The organism is Aeromonas sp. s11 (genome assembly GCF_040907945.1).
GTDB classification, from domain to species: domain Bacteria; phylum Pseudomonadota; class Gammaproteobacteria; order Enterobacterales; family Aeromonadaceae; genus Aeromonas; species Aeromonas veronii.
The window spans coordinates 70,471-89,795 of sequence record NZ_JBFOCU010000004.1; the positions used below are offsets into that span (position 1 = coordinate 70,471).

The window sequence follows — 19,325 nt, forward strand, 5'->3', positions numbered from 1 at the left end:
CGATGAGCGAAGTGCGTGTTCATCTGGCCAAGGAGATCGTTGCCGATCTCTGGCGGCACAAGCTGCAGATTTTTCTGTCGGTCGCCGTGCTGGTGACCGCGTTTGCCGTGATCCTGGTGACCAACATGACCCGTGGTCTGACGGCCAAGCAGAACGATCTGATGGCGGAAGAGGATCGCCTCAATATCGAATGGCGCCACCTGCTGCTCGAGCAGGGCACCCTGGCTGAGCACTCCCGGGTGGCGAGTCTGGCGATGGACAAGTTGCAGATGGGTCGTCCGCTGGTGACCACCGAGAAGGTAATTACCCAACCATGAAACGCAAGGCTACAGCCAAAGCTGCCAAAGCGAATGTCAAAGCGCCATCGATCTATCCATGGCGCTTTCGCACGCTTGCGGTGTTTATCGGCATCGCGTTTGTGGGTCTGATCCTGCGTCTGGCCTGGATCCAGGTGATCAATCCGGATCGCCTGCGTCAGGAGGGTGACATGCGTTCCCTGCGTACCACCTCTACCCAGGCGGTGCGCGGCATGATCACCGATCGCAACGGCGAGCAGCTGGCGGTTTCGGTACCGGTCGAGGCGGTCTGGGCCGATCCCAAGACGGTGCATGAATCCGGGGCCATTAATAACGAGCGAGCTTGGCTGGCACTTTCTGCCGTGCTCAAGCTCGATATCAATACCCTCAAACACCGTATCGCCAACCCCAGCAAGCGCTTCGTCTATCTGCAGCGTCAGGTTACTCCTGCGGTGGCAGAATATATCAAGGGGCTCAAGCTGGGTGGCGTCTACCTGCGCCCAGAAGCGCGCCGCTTCTATCCGACCGGCGAGATCAGCGCCCATCTGGTGGGGGTGACCAACATCGATGGCAGCGGTATTGAAGGGATTGAGCGCAGCTACAACGAGTGGCTGACGGCGACACCCGGCGAGATGCGGGTGCGCAAGGATCGTCAGGGGCGCGTCATCGAGCGGCTTGGCATCGTCAAAGAGGGCAAGAATGCCAACGATCTGCAGCTCAGTATCGATCAGCGGGTGCAGGCATTGGCCTACCGTGCCCTCAAGCGGGCAACCGACGAGAACAAGGCGACCTCCGGCTCCATGGTGATGCTGGATATCAAGACCGGTGAAGTGCTCGCCATGGTCAACACCCCCTCCTATAACCCGAACAACCGCGGCCAGTATCAGAGCTTCCGGGTACGCAACCGGGTGGTGACCGATACTTATGAGCCGGGTTCGACCGTCAAGCCATTGATTTTGCTCAGTGCTTTGCAGGCAGGTGTCACCAGCTGGAAGGATTTCATTCCCGGTGGTCCGCTCTTTATCGGTGCCAAGCAGATCAAGGACGTCAGCATCCACAAGGCGACCAACCTCTACGATATCCTGCGCTACTCCTCCAACATCGGTATGTCGCGCATCGCGCTGCGGATGCCGGCGCAGGAGATGATCAACACCCTCAGCATGTTCGGTTTCGGCATGGATACCGGCAGCGGGCTGATGGGCGAGAGCAGCGGCATGTTGCCCCAGCGTCGCCGCTGGTCCGATATCGAGCGGGCAACCCTCTCGTTCGGTTATGGCCTGAGGGTTACCCCGCTGCAGCTGGCTTCCGCCTACGCCACCCTGGCCAACAAGGGAAAACGGGTGCCGCTCTCCATCGTCAAGGTGACTACGCCGCCCAAGGGTGAGCAGGTTATTGATCACAACAACGCCGCTGCCATGTTGCAGGCGCTGGAGTATGTGGTCGACAACGCCATTCCAAAAGCCAAGATCCCGGGCTATCGGGTTGGCGGCAAGAGTGGTACCGCCAAGGTCGCCGTCGCCGGTGGCTATGGCAAGGACTACATGGCCTGGTTTGCCGGTTTCGCACCCGCCAGTGATCCCCGTTTCGTCATGGTGGTGGTGATCAACGAGCCAAAAGGCAGCGCCTATTATGGCGGCGCCGTGGCGACGCCACCGTTTGCAGAGGCCATGGGCGGGGTGCTGCAGCTCTTTAATATTCGTCCCGATGCGGTGCCGCCAGCGGTGCCCACCAAACTTGCCCGTACGGAGGCTTCTCTTGTCCCGCGCACTTGATGCATTACTGCGCCCCTTCGGTATCCAGGCGCCGGCGCTCACCCTGACCGATATCCAGCTGGATAGTCGGCGGGTTGGCCCCGGCTCGCTCTTCGTGGCCATTCGCGGCCATCAGGTGGATGGCAGACGGTTTATCGAACAGGCGGTGGCTCAGGGAGCGACCGCTGTTGTGTTTGAGGAGGATGGTGAATTTATCCCACCATCGACTCCGGTTCCCTGTATCGGGATGCGGGATCTGCCCGCTCACCTTTCTGCTCTTGCAGGTTATTTCTACGATCAACCAGCCAAAAAACTGGATCTGGTCGGGATCACCGGCACCAATGGCAAGAGCACTACGGCGCTGCTGGTCGCCAACTGGCGCACCCTGCTGGGTGGCAAGGCGGGTGTGATGGGCACCATCGGCAACGGCCTGTTTGGCAATTTGATCGAAGCGGAAAATACCACCGGCAGCGCCGTGCAGGTGCAAGCCAATCTGGCTGCGCTGCAAGAACAGGGCGCGGATCTGGTGGCGATGGAGGTCTCCAGCCATGGTCTGGTGCAGCATCGTGTTGCCGCACTGCCGTTTGCCGCTGCCGTTTTCACCAACCTGAGCCGGGATCACCTCGATTATCACGGCACCATGGAAGCCTATGGCGCCGCCAAGGAGCAGCTGTTGCAGCTGGTCGATGAGTCGAATGCGGTGATCAACCGCGATGACGCGCTGGGTGCCAAGTGGATCGAAAAATACCCGACAGCGGTGGCGTTCAGCGTTAATGGCCCGATCGAAAACCATTCTGGCCGTCAATTAACGGCGCAGCAGCTCGATTTTCACCAGCAAGGTTTTCGCGCGCAGATTAACTCCAGCTGGGGGAATGGTGTATTATCCGCCCCCTTGCTCGGGCGCTTCAACGTCAGCAATGTGCTTGCCGCAATGGGCGTGATGCTGGTGCTCGGTTACGACTTCAACGAGCTGCTGGCGACAGCGCCTCAATTGCAGCCGGTGACCGGTCGCATGGAGTGTTTCGGCGGTGGCGATACGCCGCTGGCGGTGGTCGATTACGCCCACACCCCGGATGCGCTGGAGAAGGCATTGCAGGCCCTGCGGGTGCACTGTACAGGCCAGCTCTGGTGTCTGGTCGGTTGTGGTGGCGACCGCGATCGCGGCAAGCGCCCCATGATGGCCGCCATGGCCGAGCAGTATGCGGATCGCGTGATCCTGACCGACGACAATCCCCGTACCGAGGAGCCGGCCCGGATCATGGCCGACATGGTGGCGGGTCTTCGCGATCCTGCTGCGGTGCAGGTCGAGCACGATCGGGTCAAGGCGATTGCGCTGGCCATCGGTCAGGCGAGCAAACAGGACATCATCCTGGTGGCCGGTAAGGGTCACGAGGATTATCAGATCATTGGAACCGACAAGCGGCACTACAGCGACCGGGAAACCGTCGCGGCCGCCTTGCACACATTATTGGAGTCATTCAAATGATGACCCTCAGGCTTGCCGAACTGGCGCAGGTACTCGATGCCCGTCTGATTGGTGACGATGGCGAGATCACCGTCGTCAGTACCGACACCCGCACTCTGGGCGCGGGTGCCCTGTTCGTTGCCCTGCGCGGCGAGCGCTTCGATGCCCACGATTTTTGCGAGCAGGCCGTTCAGGCAGGGGCCTCTGCCCTGCTGGTCGAGCGCGAACTGCCGCTGGCAATCACCCAGCTGGTGGTGACCGACAGTCTGAAGGGACTGGGCCGTCTCGGCAAACTGGTGCGTGAGCGCATCAATCCGAAAGTGCTGGCCATTACCGGCAGCTGCGGCAAGACCACGGTGAAGGAGATGGCAACCGCCATCCTGCGCAACGAAGGGGAAGTACTGGCCACCGCTGGCAACTTCAACAACGAGGTGGGCGTGCCGCTCACCCTGCTGCGCCTCGAGCCGAAGCACAAGTTTGCGGTGATGGAGCTGGGGGCCAACCATCCGGGCGAGATCGCCTGGACTACCTCGCTGGCCAAACCCGATGCTGCCATCATCAACAACGTGGCGGCGGCCCATCTGGAGGGCTTCGGCTCGCTGGAAGGCGTGTTTCACGCCAAGAGCGAAATCTTTGAGGGGCTGAGCGAAGGCGGCACCGCCATCGTCAATGCCGACAACGAATTCTGGCCGAAGTGGCGGGAACGCGGCATTCAGTGCGCCTTCTCCATCGAAGATCAGAGCCAGCCGTTCCATGCGCGCAACCTTGTACTCAACGAACAAGGCTGCGCCGAGTTCGTGATGGTGACCCCGCAAGGCGAGCTGAGCCTGACTCTGGCGATCCCGGGTCGCCACAACGTGGCCAATGCGTTGGCTGCCGCCTCGGGCTGTCTGGCCCTCGGCGCATCCCTCGACTCTGTCAAGGCGGGGCTGGAACAGATGGCACCGGTCAAGGGGCGCTTCTGCGTGCAGCGCTGGGGCGGTCTGACCTTGGTGGATGATACCTACAATGCCAGCGTGGAATCCGTGCTGGCGGGCATCGATGCCCTGACCGCCATGGGTGGTTTCAAGGTGCTGGTGTTCGGTGATATGCGGGAACTGGGTGAGGAGTCTGCCGAGCAACACGCCCGGGTTGGCCGTCATGCCCGCGAGCGTGGTCTGGATGCCGTGCTGACAGTGGGGGAAGAGAGTCGCCACACCGCAGATGCCGCGGTTGGCCGACATTTCGATAACAAGGCGTCGTTGTTTGAAGTGCTTGCGCAAATGATAAATACACATCAGGAAATTTCGATTCTGGTCAAGGGAGCACGTGGCTCCCGCATGGAAGATATCGTCGAGATGGTCAAAGACCGTCAGGAGTCAGCCATATGCTAGTCTGGCTGGCTGAACTGCTCACCCCGCACTTCACCTTCTTCAACGTCTTCTCCTACCTGACGTTTCGCGCCATCCTGTCGATCATCACCGGACTGGGGGTTGCCCTCTGGATGGGGCCACGCCTGATCCGCCGTCTGCAGATCCTGAAGTTTGGTCAGGTGATCCGCAACGACGGTCCCGAGTCCCATCTCAGCAAGCGGGGCACGCCGACCATGGGGGGCCTGATGATCATTGCTGCGATTTTCACTTCAGTGTTGCTCTGGTGCCGCCTCGACAACCCCTATGTCTGGCTGGTGCTGTTTGTGCTGGGTGCCTACGGCGCCATCGGCTTTGCCGACGACTACCTCAAGGTGGTGCGCAAGAATACCGACGGCCTGATCGCTCGCTGGAAGTATTTCTGGCAATCCGCGGTAGCGCTGGCGGTGGCGGTGTTCCTCTATGCGACCGCAACCCATGAGGGCCAAACCCAGCTGGTGGTGCCTTTCCTCAAGGATGTGATGCCGCAGCTTGGCTTGATGTTTATCGTGCTGACCTACTTTGTCATCGTCGGCACCTCCAACGCGGTCAACCTGACCGACGGTCTCGACGGCCTGGCCATCATGCCGACCGTGATGGTAGCGGGGGGCTTTGCCCTGATCGCCTGGGCTACCGGTAACGTCAACTTTGCCAACTACCTGCACATTCCCTACGTGCCCTATACCTCCGAACTGGTGATCGTCTGTACCGCCATCGTCGGGGCGGGTCTGGGTTTCCTCTGGTTCAACACCTATCCGGCCCAGGTCTTTATGGGCGACGTTGGCTCTCTGGCCCTCGGTGGCGCGCTCGGCACCATCGCAGTGCTGGTACGTCAGGAGTTCCTGTTGGTGATCATGGGCGGCGTCTTCGTGATGGAGACCGTTTCGGTGATCCTGCAGGTGGGTTCATACAAACTGCGCGGTGTGCGGATCTTCCGCATGGCGCCGATCCATCACCACTACGAGAAGAAGGGCTGGCCGGAGCCGCGCGTTATCGTGCGCTTCTGGATCATCACCCTCGTGCTGGTGCTGCTGGGTCTTGCCACCCTGAAGGTGAGGTAAGGCCATGGTCATCATCATCGGATTGGGCAAAACCGGACTCTCCTGTGTCGATTACTTCCTTGGCCGTGGCGTGACGCCACTGGTGATGGATACCCGTGCCAACCCGCCCGGCAAGGATCAACTGCCGTCTGAGGTTGAGCTCATTCACGGTCTCGACGAGGCGCTGCTCAAGCAGGCGCACATGATTGTCGCGAGCCCGGGTATCGCGCTGGCGACCCCCGAACTGAAAGCGGCTGCCGAGTGTGGCGTGCAGATCGTCGGCGACATCGAACTGTTTGTTCGCGAGACCCAGACGCCGGTCATCGCCATTACCGGCTCCAACGGCAAGAGCACCGTCACTACCTTGGTGGGTGAGATGATTGCCGAAGCCGGTCTCAATGTCGGCGTGGGCGGCAATATCGGCACGCCTGCGCTGGAGCTGCTCAAGCAGCCGATGGATCTCTGTGTGCTGGAGCTCTCCAGCTTCCAGCTGGAAACTACTCACAGTTTGCGTGCTGCCGCCTCCGTGGTGCTGAACCTCTCCGAAGATCACATGGATCGTTATCAGGGCATGGCCGACTATCGCGCCGCCAAGATGGAGATCCATCAGCACTCCAAACACATTCTGGTCAATCGTGACGATGCCCAGACCCTGCCGGATGTGGGTCAGGTGTGGCAGAGCTTTGGTCTCGACTGCAATGGTTATGGCCGCTGCCTGCTGGATGGCCGCTACTGGTTGACGTTGCACGGCGAACCGCTGCTGGCGGTAGACGAGATGAAGATCGTCGGTGCACACAATCAGGCCAACGCGCTGGCCGCCATGGCGCTGTGCGATGCGGTCGGCATTCCCCGAGCGGCTCAGCTTACCGTGCTGCGTCGTTTCGAGGGCTTGCCGCACCGTGCTCGCTTCGTGCGCGAGGTGAACGGGGTGCGCTGGATCAACGACTCCAAGGCCACCAACGTGGGAGCCACGCTGGCTGCCGTTGCCGGTGTGCGCGAGTCGGTCAAGGGGCGCCTGCTGCTGCTGGCCGGTGGTCAGGGCAAGGGGCAGGATTTTGGCCCGATCCAGGCGCTGCTGGGCAACCAGATCGATCACATGTACTGCTTCGGTCAGGATGCAGAGGTGCTGCTGGCGCTGGGCGAGCAGACCGAACGGGTGGCCGACCTGGCCGCTGCGGTTGCCAAAGCAGCGGCCGATGCGAAGCCCGGTGACTGGGTGCTGCTGGCGCCGGCCTGTGCCAGCCTCGATCAGTTCAAGTCGTTCGAGGTGCGCGGCGATCGTTTCACCGAGATGGTGCTGGCACTATGAACGCCCTTCGCGCAGCAGCAGGTCTGTTCCAGCGCTGGTTGTTACCGGCGCGTCCTGCCGGTCTCTACGATCGGCAGCTGGTACTGCTGGCGCTCTCCCTGATGGCGGTCGGGGTGGTCATCGTGGCCTCGGCGTCGATCCCCGAAGGGATTGCGCTGGGGGATGACCCCTTCATGTTTGTGAAGCGTCACGCCCTGTTTCTGGTGATGGCGCTCGGTATCTCCTGGTTTGTGTTGCAGGTGCCGATGGCGCGCTGGCAACAGCACAACGGCCCCATGCTGCTGCTGGCGATCTTGATGCTGGTGCTGGTGCTGCTGGTGGGCCGAAACGTTAACGGTGCGGTGCGCTGGTTGCCGCTCGGCCCCTTCAACCTGCAGCCTGCCGAGTTTGGCAAGCTGGCGCTGTTTGTCTATCTGGCCGGTTATCTGGTGCGGCGCCAGAGCGAAGTGCGTGAAGCCTGGATCGGCTTCCTGAAACCGCTGGCGGTGTTCGGGGTGCTGGCGGTCTTGCTGCTGTTGCAGCCTGACCTGGGTTCCACCGTGGTGATGTTCGTTACCTCGTTTGGCATGCTGTTTCTGGCCGGAGCCCGACTGGGACAGTTTTTGACCCTGATCGGCGCGGGTCTCGGCTCTGTGGTGATGCTGATCATCGTCGAGCCCTACCGGATGCGGCGGGTGACCTCCTTTATGGACCCCTGGGCCGATCCGTTTGGTAGTGGCTACCAGTTGACCCAGTCGCTGATGGCGTTTGGTCGTGGCAGCTGGTTTGGCGAAGGGCTTGGCAACTCTATCCAGAAGATGGAATACCTGCCGGAAGCGCACACCGACTTCGTGTTTGCGATCCTCGGTGAAGAGCTGGGTTACGTCGGGGTGCTGGGCGCCCTGTTCCTGATTTTTGCTCTGGCGGTCAAGGCGCTCAAGCTGGGGCATCGCGCGCTAGTGGCAGAGCGGCTCTATGACGGTTATCTGGCGATCGGCATTGGCATCTGGTTCAGCTTCCAGACCTTCGTCAACGTCGGCGCGGCCAGCGGCATGATGCCAACCAAGGGCTTGACCCTGCCGCTGGTCAGTTACGGTGGTTCCAGTCTCATCATCATGTCGGTGGCGGTGAGCATGTTGATTCGAATCGATTTTGAGTTGCGTCAGGCGACAGCCCAGGCGCGCGTGCGGGAGGTTTAGTGAGCAAGACTCTGTTGGTGATGGCAGGTGGTACCGGTGGGCATGTGTTCCCCGGTCTGGCCGTGGCCGATCGCCTGAAGGCCCAGGGCTGGACTGTCCACTGGCTCGGCACTGCCGACCGGATGGAGGCGGAGCTGGTGCCCGCCCACGGTTATCCCATCTCCTTCATCGATATTCAGGGAGTGCGTGGCAACGGCATCAAGCGACTGCTGGTGGCGCCCTATCGCATCGTCAAATCGATCCTGCAGGCGCGTCAGGTGCTCAAGACCGTTCGCCCTGATGTGGTGCTCGGCATGGGCGGTTTTGCTTCCGGCCCGGGTGGCGTGGCGGCCTGGTTCTCCGGCATCCCGCTGCTGCTCCATGAGCAGAATGCTGCTGCCGGCATGACCAACAAGTTGCTGGCCCGTATTGCCAGGCGGGTGTTGATGGCATTTCCGGGCGCCTTCGCGCCGAGCCGTCGCACCGCCGTGGTAGGCAATCCGGTGCGTCCCGAAGTGGTCGCACTGCCGGATCCGCAATTGCGCAGCGGAGCCGAGCCGCTCCATCTGCTGATCGTGGGTGGCAGTCTGGGGGCGCGGGTGCTCAACGAGCAGGTACCTGCTGCGGTAGCGGCATCCGGCGTGCCCATTGAAGTGCGTCACCAGTGTGGCAAGGGCAATGCCGAGGCTGTCTCTGCTGCCTATGCCCAGCACGGCATCAATGCCGAGGTGAGTGAATTTATCAAGGATATGGCCAGCGCCTACGCCTGGGCCGACCTGGTGGTCTGCCGTGCCGGTGCGCTGACCGTTTCCGAAGTGGCTGCCGCCGGTGTGGCTGCCATTTTCGTGCCGCTGCCCCATGCGGTGGATGATCACCAGACCCGTAACGCCCTGACCCTGGTCGACGGCGGTGCAGCCGAGTTTCTGCCCCAGTCCGAGCTGAATACCGCATCGCTGGCGGCGCGCCTGACCTGGCTGGCTGGTCGCAGGGAGACCCTGTTTAACATGGCGAAAGCGGCTCGCCGCGTCGCCATCACCGATGCGGCCGAGCGGGTTGCAGATGAGTGCAAACAGCTCGCAACCGGGCAGCGTGGTAAAGATTGATGAGCAAGGTTGCAGCGGTGACACCGTGCAGCCTTGTACCTGTATGTATCGATGCCGCCGTGCAACTGCGCTTTGACGGCACATGGCCTGCGGCAGACTAAAGAGACGATTATGACCAAGGTTGAACTGGCAAAACTGCGTACTGTGATCCCCGAAATGCGCCGCGTGCGTCGCATCCACTTTATCGGCATCGGTGGTGCCGGTATGGGCGGGATCGCCGAAGTGCTTGCCAACGAAGGGTATCAGGTAACGGGTTCTGATCTGGCTCGCAACGCCGTGACCGAGCGGTTGGCCGGACTGGGCGCCCACATCTTCGTCGGGCACAGTGCCGAACACGTTGAGGGTGCCAGCGTGGTGGTGGTCTCTACCGCCATCAAGCAGGACAACCCGGAGCTGCTGGCTGCCCGCGAACTGCGGATCCCGGTCGTGCGCCGTGCCGAGATGCTGGCCGAGCTGATGCGTTTCCGTCACGGCATCGCCATTGCCGGTACCCACGGCAAGACCACCACCACCAGTCTGGTGGCGAGTATCTATGCCGAAGCCGACCGCGACCCGACCTTCGTCATCGGTGGCCTGCTCAACAGTGCCGGCACCAATGCCCGCCTGGGCAGCAGCCGCTACCTGATTGCCGAGGCGGACGAGAGCGACGCCTCTTTCCTGCATCTGCAGCCGATGGTCTCTATCGTGACCAATATCGAAGCGGATCACATGGATACCTACGGCGGTGACTTCTCCAAGCTGAAGGCCACCTTCATCGAGTTTCTGCACAATCTGCCCTTCTACGGACTGGCGGTGGTCTGCATCGATGATCCGGTGATCCGTGGCATGTTGCCCGAGATTGCCCGTCCGACCCTGACCTACGGTCTCTCTGACGATGCCGATGTGCAGGTGCTGGATTTTGTCCAGACCACCAACCACAGCTGCTTCCGTGTTCGCCGCAAAGAGGCCGGTGAGCTGCAGGTGACCCTCAATTTGCCGGGTATTCACAATGCATTGAACGCCGCAGCGGCGATAGCTGTCGCGACAGAGGACGGTGTTAGCGACGAGGCCATCATCTCTGCACTGGCCAAATTTGAAGGGGTCGGTCGTCGCTTCCAGCAGTATGGCGAGTTTGAAACCGGTCGCGGCAAGGCGATGCTGGTGGATGATTACGGTCACCACCCGAGCGAAGTGAAGGTCACCATCAACGCCGCTCGTGCCGGTTGGCCCGAGAAGCGTCTGGTGATGGTGTTCCAGCCGCACCGTTATACCCGCACCCGCGACCTCTACGAGGACTTCGCCGATGTGCTCTCCAGGGTAGACGTGCTGGTGATGCTGGAGGTTTATGCTGCCGGTGAGGAGCCGATCCCGGGCGCTGATGGACGGGCACTGTGCCGCTCCATTCGCTCGCGCGGCAACCTGGAACCCATCTTCGTCGCTACGCCAGATGACGTGCCAGCCGTGCTGGCCGACCTGATCGGCGAGGGGGATTTGGTGCTGACTCAAGGCGCCGGGAACGTCGGGGCGCTGGCCCGTCGTCTCGGAGAGATGAAATTGAGCATAGATAGCATGAAATCTGGCGCCTGAGGGCCCAATGAGTATTTTGACCGCCAAGCCGGGGCCTATATAATGGCGAACCGGTCTGTCAAAGGCCGGTTTAGCGCGTTACACGGGGATCGATCGGGTGGAGGCAAGGGCACAGGGGCGCACCAAGGGTGGCTTCATCGCAGGGGTAGCGTTTTTCCTGCTGGTGATATGGGGCTGCTACCGGACGGCGCTGGATGTTAAAGGTTGGCTGACAGATGCCAACCGGTTGCCCATGAGCGAGCTGTTGCTGCAGGGGCAACACCAGTATTTGCAAACCGAAGAGCTGCGGATGGCCGTGCTGGATGGCGCCGAGCTGCGCAACTTCTTCGAATTGGACGTCAACGAATTGCAGGCAAGGCTCAACGCCCTGCCATGGGTGGCCTCGGTCTCGGTACGAAAGAAGTGGCCGAACAAGATCAAGATCTACCTCACGGAACAAGATGTGGCGGCGCGCTGGAATGGCAACCGCTTCGTCAACACCAAGGGCAAGGTATTCAGTGCCCCGGATCGGGTCAAGACGCCGCTGTTGCAGCTGTCAGGGCCGGATGACCAGGCTGCCCGGGTGTTGAAAGAGAGTCGGCAGTACGAGTCGCAACTGGCTGCCAAGGGATACAAGTTGCTGGGGGTGAATCTGACCCCCCGCCATGCCTGGGAACTGACCCTGGATGGCAATATCAAGCTGTTCCTGGGACGCAATGACATTGCGCTCCGGCTGCAGCGGTTTATCGATGCCTTCCCGGTTATCGAACCCCGTGCGCAAGTCGCCTACGTGGATCTTCGATACGACACCGGAATGGCAGTTGGCTGGAAGAAGAGCGAAGAGAAAGTGCATGACCAACACCGCAGATAGGAATTTGATTGTCGGACTGGATATCGGCACAACCAAGGTGGCGGTTCTGGTCGGGGAAGTATTGCCGGACGGTGAACTGAACGTCATCGGTATGGGCAGTCACGCTTCTCGCGGAATGGAGAAGGGCGGGGTCAATGACCTCGACTCCGTGGTCAAGTCACTGCGCCGCGCGGTGGAAGAGGCCGAGATGATGGCAGACTGCCAGATCAGCTCGGTCTATCTGGGGTTGTCCGGCAAGCATATCGACTGCCGCAACGAGACCGGTATGGTGCCCATCTCCGATGAAGAGGTGACCCAGGAGGATGTGGACAACGTGATCCACACCGCCAAGTCGGTTCGCCTCTCCGACGAGCTGCGCGTGCTGCATGTGCTGCCTCAGGAGTTTGCCATCGATTATCAGGAAGGGATCAAGAATCCGGTTGGCCTCTCCGGTGTGCGGATGGCAGCCAAGGTTCACCTGATCACCTGCCATAACGACATGGCTCGCAACATCGAGAAGTGTGTCGAGAAGGTCGGTTTGCGTGTGGATCAACTGATCTTCTCCGCGCTGGCCTCCAGCTATGCGGTGTTGACCGAAGACGAGAAAGAGCTGGGTGTCTGCGTGGTGGACATCGGTGGCGGCACCATGGATATGTCGCTGTTTACCGGCGGTGCCCTGCGCCACACCAAGGTGATCCCGTATGCTGGCAGCACTGTGACCAGCGACATCGCCTACGCCTTTGGCACGCCGCCGCTCGACGCGGAAGCGATCAAGGTGCGCTACGGTTGTGCCCTCGGTCGTCTGGTCAGCAAGGAAGACAATATTGAAGTACCCAGTGTCGGCGGCCGCCCGGCGCGCAGCCTGCAACGGCAGACACTGGCTGAAGTGATTGAGCCCCGTTACACCGAGTTGCTCTCCATGGTGAATGATGAGCTGGTGCGGGTACAAAGCGAATTGAAAGCGCAGGGGGTCAAGCATCAGCTGGCAGCCGGTGTGGTCTTGACCGGCGGCGCTGCCCAGATTGAAGGCATTGTGGAGTGTGCAGAGCAGATCTTCCAGAGCCAGGTCCGGGTGGGAGAGCCCATGAACATACGTGGTTTGAGTGATTACGTGCAGGCACCGGTGTACTCGACTGCGGTCGGGTTGCTGCAATATGGCCGCACCCATCAAGCCACAGGTAGCAACAAAGAATATGCCGCCAAGGCAAGCGTCGGTGGCCTGGTCAAACGGGTTAGCAACTGGCTGCGTGGCGAGTTCTAAGAATTTTGCTGAGTCAGGCAAATAAAGCGGAGAGACAACATGTTTGAATTTATGGATAGCCACACTGACGAAGCCGTCATTAAAGTGATCGGTGTAGGTGGCGGCGGCGGTAACGCTGTCGAGCACATGGTTCGTCAAAATATTGAGGGTGTTGAGTTCATTACCGTCAACACCGATGCCCAGGCACTGCGTAACTCCAGCGCCAACACTACCCTGCAGATCGGCGGTGGCATCACCAAGGGTCTGGGTGCCGGAGCCAATCCGGAAGTGGGTCGTGATGCAGCCATGGAAGATCGCGAAGCACTGCGTGAGCTGCTGACCGGTTCCGACATGGTGTTCATCGCCGCCGGTATGGGTGGTGGTACCGGTACCGGTGCTGCGCCGATCGTGGCCGAGGTGGCGCGCGAGATGGGCATCCTGACCGTTGCTGTGGTGACCAAGCCGTTTTCCTTCGAAGGGAAGAAGCGGATGGGCTTCGCCGCGCACGGTATCGAAGAGCTCTCCAAGAACGTCGACTCCCTGATCACCATCCCCAACGACAAGTTGCTGAAGGTACTGGGTCGCGGTATCTCCCTGCTGGATGCCTTCAAGGCGGCCAACGATGTACTGCTTGGCGCGGTACAGGGCATTGCCGAGCTGATCACCCGTCCAGGCTTGATCAACGTCGACTTCGCGGACGTGCGTACCGTAATGCGTGAAATGGGTACCGCCATGATGGGTACCGGTTCCGCCTCCGGTGATGACCGTGCCGAAGAAGCGGCCGAGAAAGCCATCTCCAGCCCGCTGCTGGAAGACGTGGATCTGGCTGGTGCCCGTGGCATCCTGGTCAACATCACCGCCGGTATGGACATGACCATCGAAGAGTTCGAAACCGTGGGTAACGCGGTCAAGGCCTTCGCTTCCGAGAACGCCACTGTAGTAGTGGGTACCGTAATCGATCCGGAAATGCACGACGAACTGCGTGTGACCGTGGTTGCTACCGGTATCGGTGCCGAGCGCAAGCCCGACATCACGCTAGTCAAGAGCAGCCAGGTGCAAGAGCGCCCGGTGCGTCAGCCGCTGGTTAGCGACATGATGCAAGGCCGCGTGATGGACGAAGCCCCGGCCAAGGTGGTCAACGCCGAGCCGCAAGCTCGTCGTGAACCGGATTACCTGGATATTCCGGCGTTCCTGCGCAAGCAAGCTGACTAAGCCTCTTATGGCTCTCGTTTGTTTGTTGTTCAAGGAATGTGCTAAGATGGCCTGCCAACGACCATCTGGTCCGGATTTTAAGCTGTTTAGGGTACACCCATGATTAGACAAAGAACCTTGAAAACGAGTGTACAGGCGACTGGTGTCGGCCTGCATTCGGGCCGGAAAGTCACCATGACGTTCCGTCCGGCGCCTGTGAACACAGGGATCGTTTACTTGCGTACCGACCTGAATCCTGTGGTGGAGCTGCCAGCCAATGCCGATCAGGTGCGCGATACCGTGCTCTGTACCGCTCTGGTCAACGAAGCCGGTGTCCGTGTCTCTACCATTGAGCACCTCTCTGCCGCGCTGGCCGGGATGGGGATCGACAACCTCTACGTTGAGGTTGACGCACCCGAGATCCCGGTAATGGACGGCAGTGCGCATCCCTTTATCTACCTGCTGCAGGAAGTCGGGATCCGTGAGCAGAATGCTGCCAAGCAGTTTGTGCGGATCAAGAAGAGCATCCGGGTTGAAGACGGTGACAAGTGGGCGGAATTCCACCCCTATCGCAACGGCTTCAAGATGGATCTCGAGATCGATTTCCAGCATCCGGTCTTTGAAGGGCGCAACCAGCGTTGTGTGCTGGATTTCTCCGGTGCCTCCTTCGTGAAAGAGATCAGCCGTGCCCGTACCTTCGGGTTCATGCGTGATATCGAGTACCTGCGTTCCCAGAACCTGGCGCTGGGCGGAAGCCTGGAAAACGCCGTGGTACTGGACGACTATCGGGTGCTGAACGAAGATGGTTTGCGTTATGAGGACGAGTTCGTCAAGCACAAGATGCTGGACGCGATCGGTGACCTCTACATGTGTAACCGCAGCATCATCGGTGAGTTCCGTGCCTACAAGACCGGACATGCCCTGAACAACAAGCTGCTGCGTGCCTTGCTGGCCGAGCAGGAGGCTTGGGAACTGGTGACCTTCGAGGGTGAGGGCGACAAAGCGCCTATCGCTTACTACGATAACGGTCTGGTTCTGGCCTGATAGCTGTGCAACGGAACGTCGGTCCTCTCTCCGCACCGACGTTCCGTCATTTGTTTACTCCATCCTTTAATACCGATTATCTCCCGGTTTTATTTCCCGTGCAGGCTCCTGGCCGCACCTGACCGAGCAGACTGATTTCTATGAGCATTACCCTGATCCTCCACGGCAAGCAGCGACGCAAGTTGCACCTGCCCAAACAACGTCTGGCCTGGGTCGGCGGTATTCTCTTCTCCCTGTTGGCCCTTGGTGGTGGTTGGCTCTGGCAGAGCTGGCACCAGAAAATGGAGGCGCTGGAAGTGGCGCTTGCCGTTGTCGAGCAACAGTCCGTTGGCCAGAGTGGCGACGAAGCCCGTGAACAGTTGGCGATGCTGGCTGCTCAGGTGGGCACCATGCAGGGCCAGCTTGGCCGTCTCAATGCCCTCGGCGAACGATTGACCGAGCAGGCCGATCTCGATCCCGACGAGTTCAATTTCAAAGAGCTGCCCCCCATGGGCGGCCCTTCTTATGATGAAGAGCTGGAAGTGAGCCTCAACGAGCTGCAAGCCTCGATGAAACACCTCAGCCAGCAGCTCAGCAGCCGTGAAGAGCAGCTGTCGGTACTTGAATCTTTCATCATGAATCACCATATCACCGATGCCGGTTTTATTTCCGGCACGCCAGTCAAACAGGAGCGAGTTTGGGTCTCGTCCGGGTTTGGTGGACGGGTCGATCCGTTCAACGGGCGTGCCAAGATGCACAAAGGGGTCGATTTCCGTGGCAAACCCGGAACCCCGATTCTGGCCACCGGGCCCGGCATTGTCAGCTGGGCGGGCCGTCATCCGGAATTTGGCAATATGGTGGAGATTAATCACGGCAATGGCCTGGTCACCCGCTATGCCCACAACTCCAAGTTGCTGGTCGAGGTGGGCACCCTGGTTGATCAGGGGCAGAAGATTGCCTTGATGGGACGCACCGGTCGCGCGACCGGGGTCCATTTGCATTACGAAGTGTTGAAAGATGGTCGTCAGGTCAACCCCGCACGCTTTCTCAGTGCCAGACGGGGTTAGTTTTTTTTCTTCAGGTTCCAGTGACGGAACGCTTTTATAACCAGAAATAGTTGGTACCCATGATTAGCACACTGCTTACCAAGATTATCGGCAGCCGGAACGACAGAACGCTCAAGGCTTTGCGCAAAATTGTAAAACAGATCAATGCCATGGAGCCTCAGTTCGAGGCTCTGTCCGATGCCGAGTTGCAGGCCAAAACGGCTGAATATCGTCAGCGTATCGAGCAGGGTGAGACCCTGGAGCAGTTGCTGCCGGAAGCGTTCGCGACCGTGCGTGAAGCCTCCAAGCGGGTGTTTGGCATGCGTCACTTCGACGTGCAGCTGATCGGCGGCATGGTGCTGAACTCCAACCGCATCGCGGAAATGAAAACCGGTGAAGGTAAGACCCTGACCGCAACCCTGCCAGCTTATCTGAACGCCCTGAGTGGCCGCGGTGTGCACGTCGTGACGGTGAACGACTACCTGGCCAAGCGTGATGCGGAAGCGAACCGTCCGCTGTTCGCCTTCCTCGGAATGACCGTCGACTGCAACGTGCCCGGTATGGATGCGTCCCAGAAGCGTGACGCCTACGCCGCCGACATTACCTACGGTACCAACAACGAATTCGGTTTTGACTACCTGCGCGACAACATGGCGTTCTCGCCCGAGCAGCGCGTACAGCGTCCGCTCAACTATGCGCTGGTGGATGAGGTGGACTCGGTGCTTATCGATGAAGCTCGGACTCCACTCATCATCTCCGGTCCGGCCGAAGATAGCTCCGAGCTCTATATCCGCGTCAACAAACTGATCCCGCTGTTGGTCAAGCAGGACAAGGAAGATACCGAAGAGTACACCGGCGACGGTCACTACACAGTAGACGAGAAGAACCGTCAGGCCCTGCTGACCGAAAACGGCCAGATCTTCGTGGAAGAGCTGCTCAAGAAAGAGGGGCTGCTGGACGAGAACGATTCCCTGTTCTCCGCCTCCAACATCAGCCTGCTGCACCACGTCAATGCGGGTCTGCGTGCTCACACTCTGTTCGAGCGCAACGTGGACTACATCGTCCAGAAAGACGAGATCGTCATCGTTGACGAGCACACCGGCCGTACCATGCCGGGTCGTCGCTGGTCCGATGGTCTGCATCAGGCCGTTGAAGCGAAGGAAGGGGTGAAGATCCAGAACGAGAACCAGACGCTGGCATCTATCACCTTCCAGAACTACTTCCGTCTCTACAACAAGCTGGCGGGCATGACCGGTACTGCGGATACCGAAGCTTTTGAATTCCAGCAGATTTATGGCCTGGATACCGTGGTTATCCCGACCAACAAGCCGATGGTGCGCAAGGATATGGGCGATCTGGTCTACCTGACCGCCAATGAGAAGTATGCCGCCATCATCGAAGATATTCGTCAGTGCGTGGCCAAGGGCCAGCCTGTACTGGTTGGTACAGTCTCTATCGAGAACTCCGAGCTGCTCTCCGGCATCCTGACCAAGGAGAAGATCCCGCACAAGGTGCTGAACGCCAAGTTCCACGCCATGGAAGCGGAGATCGTCGCCCAGGCCGGTCAGACTGGCGCGGTCACTATCGCCACCAACATGGCCGGTCGTGGTACCGACATCGTGTTGGGCGGCAACTGGCAGGCAGAGATTGCCAAGCTGGAGAACCCGACCAGCGAGCAGATTGCCGAGCTGAAAGCCGCCTGGCAGGTGCGTCACGATGCGGTGCTGGCCGCCGGTGGTCTGCACATTATCGGCACCGAGCGTCACGAATCCCGTCGTATCGACAACCAGCTGCGCGGCCGTTCCGGTCGTCAGGGTGACCCGGGCTCCTCCCGTTTCTACCTCTCCATGGAAGATACCCTGATGCGGATCTTCGCCTCCGATCGCGTGACCGGCATGATGAAGAAGCTGGGCATGGAAGAGGGCGAAGCCATCGAGCACCCGTGGGTCACCAAGGCGATCGAAAACGCTCAGCGCAAGGTGGAAGGCCGCAACTTCGACATCCGCAAGAGCTTGCTGGAGTTTGACGACGTTGCCAACGACCAGCGTAAGGTGGTCTACGAGCAGCGCAACGAGCTGCTGGATACCAACGACATCTCCGAGACCATTCACGTTATCCGTGACGACGTCTACGGCGCGGTGATCGACGAGTACATCCCGCCCCAGTCTCTGGAAGAGATGTGGGATGTGCCGGGTCTGGAAGCACGCCTGAAGGCCGACTTCGCGCTGGATCTGCCGCTGCAGCAGTGGCTGGCGGAAGATGACAAGCTGTATGAAGAGAAGCTGCGCGAGCGCATTCTGGACGAAGCCACCAAGCTCTATGCCCACAAGGAAGAGCTGGTTGGCAAAGAGGTGCTGCGCAACTTCGAGAAAGCGGTGATGCTACAAACTCTGGATGGTCTGTGGAAAGAGCATCTGGCCGCCATGGATCACCTGCGTCAGGGCATCCATCTGCGCGGCTACGCCCAGAAGAACCCCAAGCAGGAGTACAAGCGCGAATCCTTCGATCTGTTCACCCAGATGCTGGAAACCCTCAAGCGCGACGTGGTCAGCATCCTGAGCCGTGTTCAGGTGCAGGAGCGCGATGTGGAAGCGATGGAAGAGCAGCAGCGCCAGCAGGCGGAAGCCGCTCCCCGTACCTATACCCACGCCGCCGCTGAGAGCCAGCTGGCCGATGAACAGGCCGCAGGCGAAGAGGGGCACACCACCTTCGTACGCGACGAGCAGAAGGTCGGTCGAAACGATCCCTGCCCGTGTGGTTCCGGCAAGAAGTACAAGCACTGCCACGGTCAGTTGACCTGATCGACGCTATGCCATAACAAGGCGGGCCAAGAGCCCGCCTTGTTTTTGTCAGAAGGTGGCGAAGTCACTGTAGTGGCGCCACTTTGCAAAGGATTATCGGATATAAGGCATTATCGGTCG

General features: G+C 60.1%; 15 protein-coding genes. All 15 read left to right on the forward strand.

Annotation, left to right across the window (positions count from 1 at the left end):
- Positions 1-2 precede the first annotated feature (2 nt).
- Complete coding sequence (ftsL, locus tag AB5Y84_RS00450) at positions 3-317, forward strand: cell division protein FtsL (protein ID WP_005336166.1); 315 nt, start codon at positions 3-5, stop codon at positions 315-317.
- Positions 314-2,068, forward strand: coding sequence for a peptidoglycan glycosyltransferase FtsI (locus AB5Y84_RS00455; RefSeq protein ID WP_005336163.1), 1,755 nt, complete (start codon positions 314-316; stop codon positions 2,066-2,068). Before ftsL ends, AB5Y84_RS00455 begins: the two co-directional genes overlap by 4 nt.
- The gene (gene murE / locus AB5Y84_RS00460; RefSeq protein WP_368176158.1) at positions 2,001-3,533 is read left to right on the forward strand and encodes a UDP-N-acetylmuramoyl-L-alanyl-D-glutamate--2,6-diaminopimelate ligase; all 1,533 of its coding nucleotides are present in this window, start codon (positions 2,001-2,003) and stop codon (positions 3,531-3,533) included. Before AB5Y84_RS00455 ends, murE begins: the two co-directional genes overlap by 68 nt.
- Positions 3,530-4,885: a UDP-N-acetylmuramoyl-tripeptide--D-alanyl-D-alanine ligase gene (gene murF / locus AB5Y84_RS00465; protein ID WP_368176159.1), complete on the forward strand. Its 1,356-nt coding sequence runs from the start codon at positions 3,530-3,532 to the stop codon at positions 4,883-4,885. Before murE ends, murF begins: the two co-directional genes overlap by 4 nt.
- Positions 4,879-5,961, forward strand: coding sequence for a phospho-N-acetylmuramoyl-pentapeptide-transferase (mraY, locus tag AB5Y84_RS00470; RefSeq protein ID WP_005355120.1), 1,083 nt, complete (start codon positions 4,879-4,881; stop codon positions 5,959-5,961). The genes murF and mraY overlap by 7 nt, the downstream gene beginning before the upstream one ends.
- 4 nt (positions 5,962-5,965) lie before the next feature.
- Complete coding sequence (murD, locus tag AB5Y84_RS00475) at positions 5,966-7,249, forward strand: UDP-N-acetylmuramoyl-L-alanine--D-glutamate ligase (protein ID WP_227272922.1); 1,284 nt, start codon at positions 5,966-5,968, stop codon at positions 7,247-7,249.
- Positions 7,246-8,427 carry a cell division protein FtsW gene (gene ftsW / locus AB5Y84_RS00480; RefSeq protein WP_005336154.1) on the forward strand — a complete coding sequence of 394 codons (1,182 nt, stop codon included), beginning with the start codon at positions 7,246-7,248 and terminating at the stop codon, positions 8,425-8,427. The genes murD and ftsW overlap by 4 nt, the downstream gene beginning before the upstream one ends.
- Positions 8,427-9,509 (forward strand): undecaprenyldiphospho-muramoylpentapeptide beta-N-acetylglucosaminyltransferase, encoded by a 1,083-nt coding sequence (murG, locus tag AB5Y84_RS00485; RefSeq protein ID WP_043821958.1) that lies wholly within the window; start codon positions 8,427-8,429, stop codon positions 9,507-9,509. The genes ftsW and murG overlap by 1 nt, the downstream gene beginning before the upstream one ends.
- A 111-nt stretch (positions 9,510-9,620) precedes the next feature.
- Positions 9,621-11,075, forward strand: a complete 1,455-nt coding sequence (gene murC, locus AB5Y84_RS00490; protein WP_368176160.1) for a UDP-N-acetylmuramate--L-alanine ligase — start codon at positions 9,621-9,623, stop codon at positions 11,073-11,075.
- Positions 11,076-11,172: 97 nt separating this feature from the next.
- The gene (locus tag AB5Y84_RS00495; protein WP_005336149.1) at positions 11,173-11,925 is read left to right on the forward strand and encodes a cell division protein FtsQ/DivIB; all 753 of its coding nucleotides are present in this window, start codon (positions 11,173-11,175) and stop codon (positions 11,923-11,925) included.
- A complete protein-coding gene (gene ftsA, locus AB5Y84_RS00500; RefSeq protein ID WP_005336148.1) occupies positions 11,906-13,165 on the forward strand; it encodes a cell division protein FtsA in 1,260 nt (419 codons plus the stop codon). The genes AB5Y84_RS00495 and ftsA overlap by 20 nt, the downstream gene beginning before the upstream one ends.
- A gap of 39 nt (positions 13,166-13,204) precedes the next feature.
- The gene (ftsZ, locus tag AB5Y84_RS00505; protein WP_005336147.1) at positions 13,205-14,356 is read left to right on the forward strand and encodes a cell division protein FtsZ; all 1,152 of its coding nucleotides are present in this window, start codon (positions 13,205-13,207) and stop codon (positions 14,354-14,356) included.
- A 99-nt stretch (positions 14,357-14,455) separates the two neighbouring features.
- Entirely contained in the window at positions 14,456-15,379 is a 924-nt protein-coding gene (gene lpxC / locus AB5Y84_RS00510) for a UDP-3-O-acyl-N-acetylglucosamine deacetylase (RefSeq protein ID WP_005336146.1), read from the forward strand.
- Between the two features lie 140 nt (positions 15,380-15,519).
- Entirely contained in the window at positions 15,520-16,425 is a 906-nt protein-coding gene (locus AB5Y84_RS00515) for a peptidoglycan DD-metalloendopeptidase family protein (protein WP_368176161.1), read from the forward strand.
- 59 nt (positions 16,426-16,484) lie between these two features.
- The gene (gene secA, locus AB5Y84_RS00520) at positions 16,485-19,205 is read left to right on the forward strand and encodes a preprotein translocase subunit SecA (protein WP_005336144.1); all 2,721 of its coding nucleotides are present in this window, start codon (positions 16,485-16,487) and stop codon (positions 19,203-19,205) included.
- Positions 19,206-19,325 lie beyond the last annotated feature (120 nt).

What these genes read in the sequence shown, in the direction of transcription:
- ftsW (WP_005336154.1), top strand. Translation starts at nt 7,246, where the DNA reads ATGAACGCCCTTCGCGCAGCAGCAGGTCTGTTCCAGCGCTGGTTGTTA.
- mraY (WP_005355120.1), top strand. Translation starts at nt 4,879, where the DNA reads ATGCTAGTCTGGCTGGCTGAACTGCTCACCCCGCACTTCACCTTCTTC.
- ftsL (WP_005336166.1), top strand. Translation starts at nt 3, where the DNA reads ATGAGCGAAGTGCGTGTTCATCTGGCCAAGGAGATCGTTGCCGATCTC.
- murF (WP_368176159.1), top strand. Translation starts at nt 3,530, where the DNA reads ATGATGACCCTCAGGCTTGCCGAACTGGCGCAGGTACTCGATGCCCGT.
- ftsA (WP_005336148.1), top strand. Translation starts at nt 11,906, where the DNA reads ATGACCAACACCGCAGATAGGAATTTGATTGTCGGACTGGATATCGGC.
- murD (WP_227272922.1), top strand. Translation starts at nt 5,966, where the DNA reads ATGGTCATCATCATCGGATTGGGCAAAACCGGACTCTCCTGTGTCGAT.
- secA (WP_005336144.1), top strand. Translation starts at nt 16,485, where the DNA reads ATGATTAGCACACTGCTTACCAAGATTATCGGCAGCCGGAACGACAGA.
- lpxC (WP_005336146.1), top strand. Translation starts at nt 14,456, where the DNA reads ATGATTAGACAAAGAACCTTGAAAACGAGTGTACAGGCGACTGGTGTC.
- ftsZ (WP_005336147.1), top strand. Translation starts at nt 13,205, where the DNA reads ATGTTTGAATTTATGGATAGCCACACTGACGAAGCCGTCATTAAAGTG.
- murE (WP_368176158.1), top strand. Translation starts at nt 2,001, where the DNA reads ATGCGGTGCCGCCAGCGGTGCCCACCAAACTTGCCCGTACGGAGGCTT.
- AB5Y84_RS00455 (WP_005336163.1), top strand. Translation starts at nt 314, where the DNA reads ATGAAACGCAAGGCTACAGCCAAAGCTGCCAAAGCGAATGTCAAAGCG.
- AB5Y84_RS00515 (WP_368176161.1), top strand. Translation starts at nt 15,520, where the DNA reads ATGAGCATTACCCTGATCCTCCACGGCAAGCAGCGACGCAAGTTGCAC.
- murC (WP_368176160.1), top strand. Translation starts at nt 9,621, where the DNA reads ATGACCAAGGTTGAACTGGCAAAACTGCGTACTGTGATCCCCGAAATG.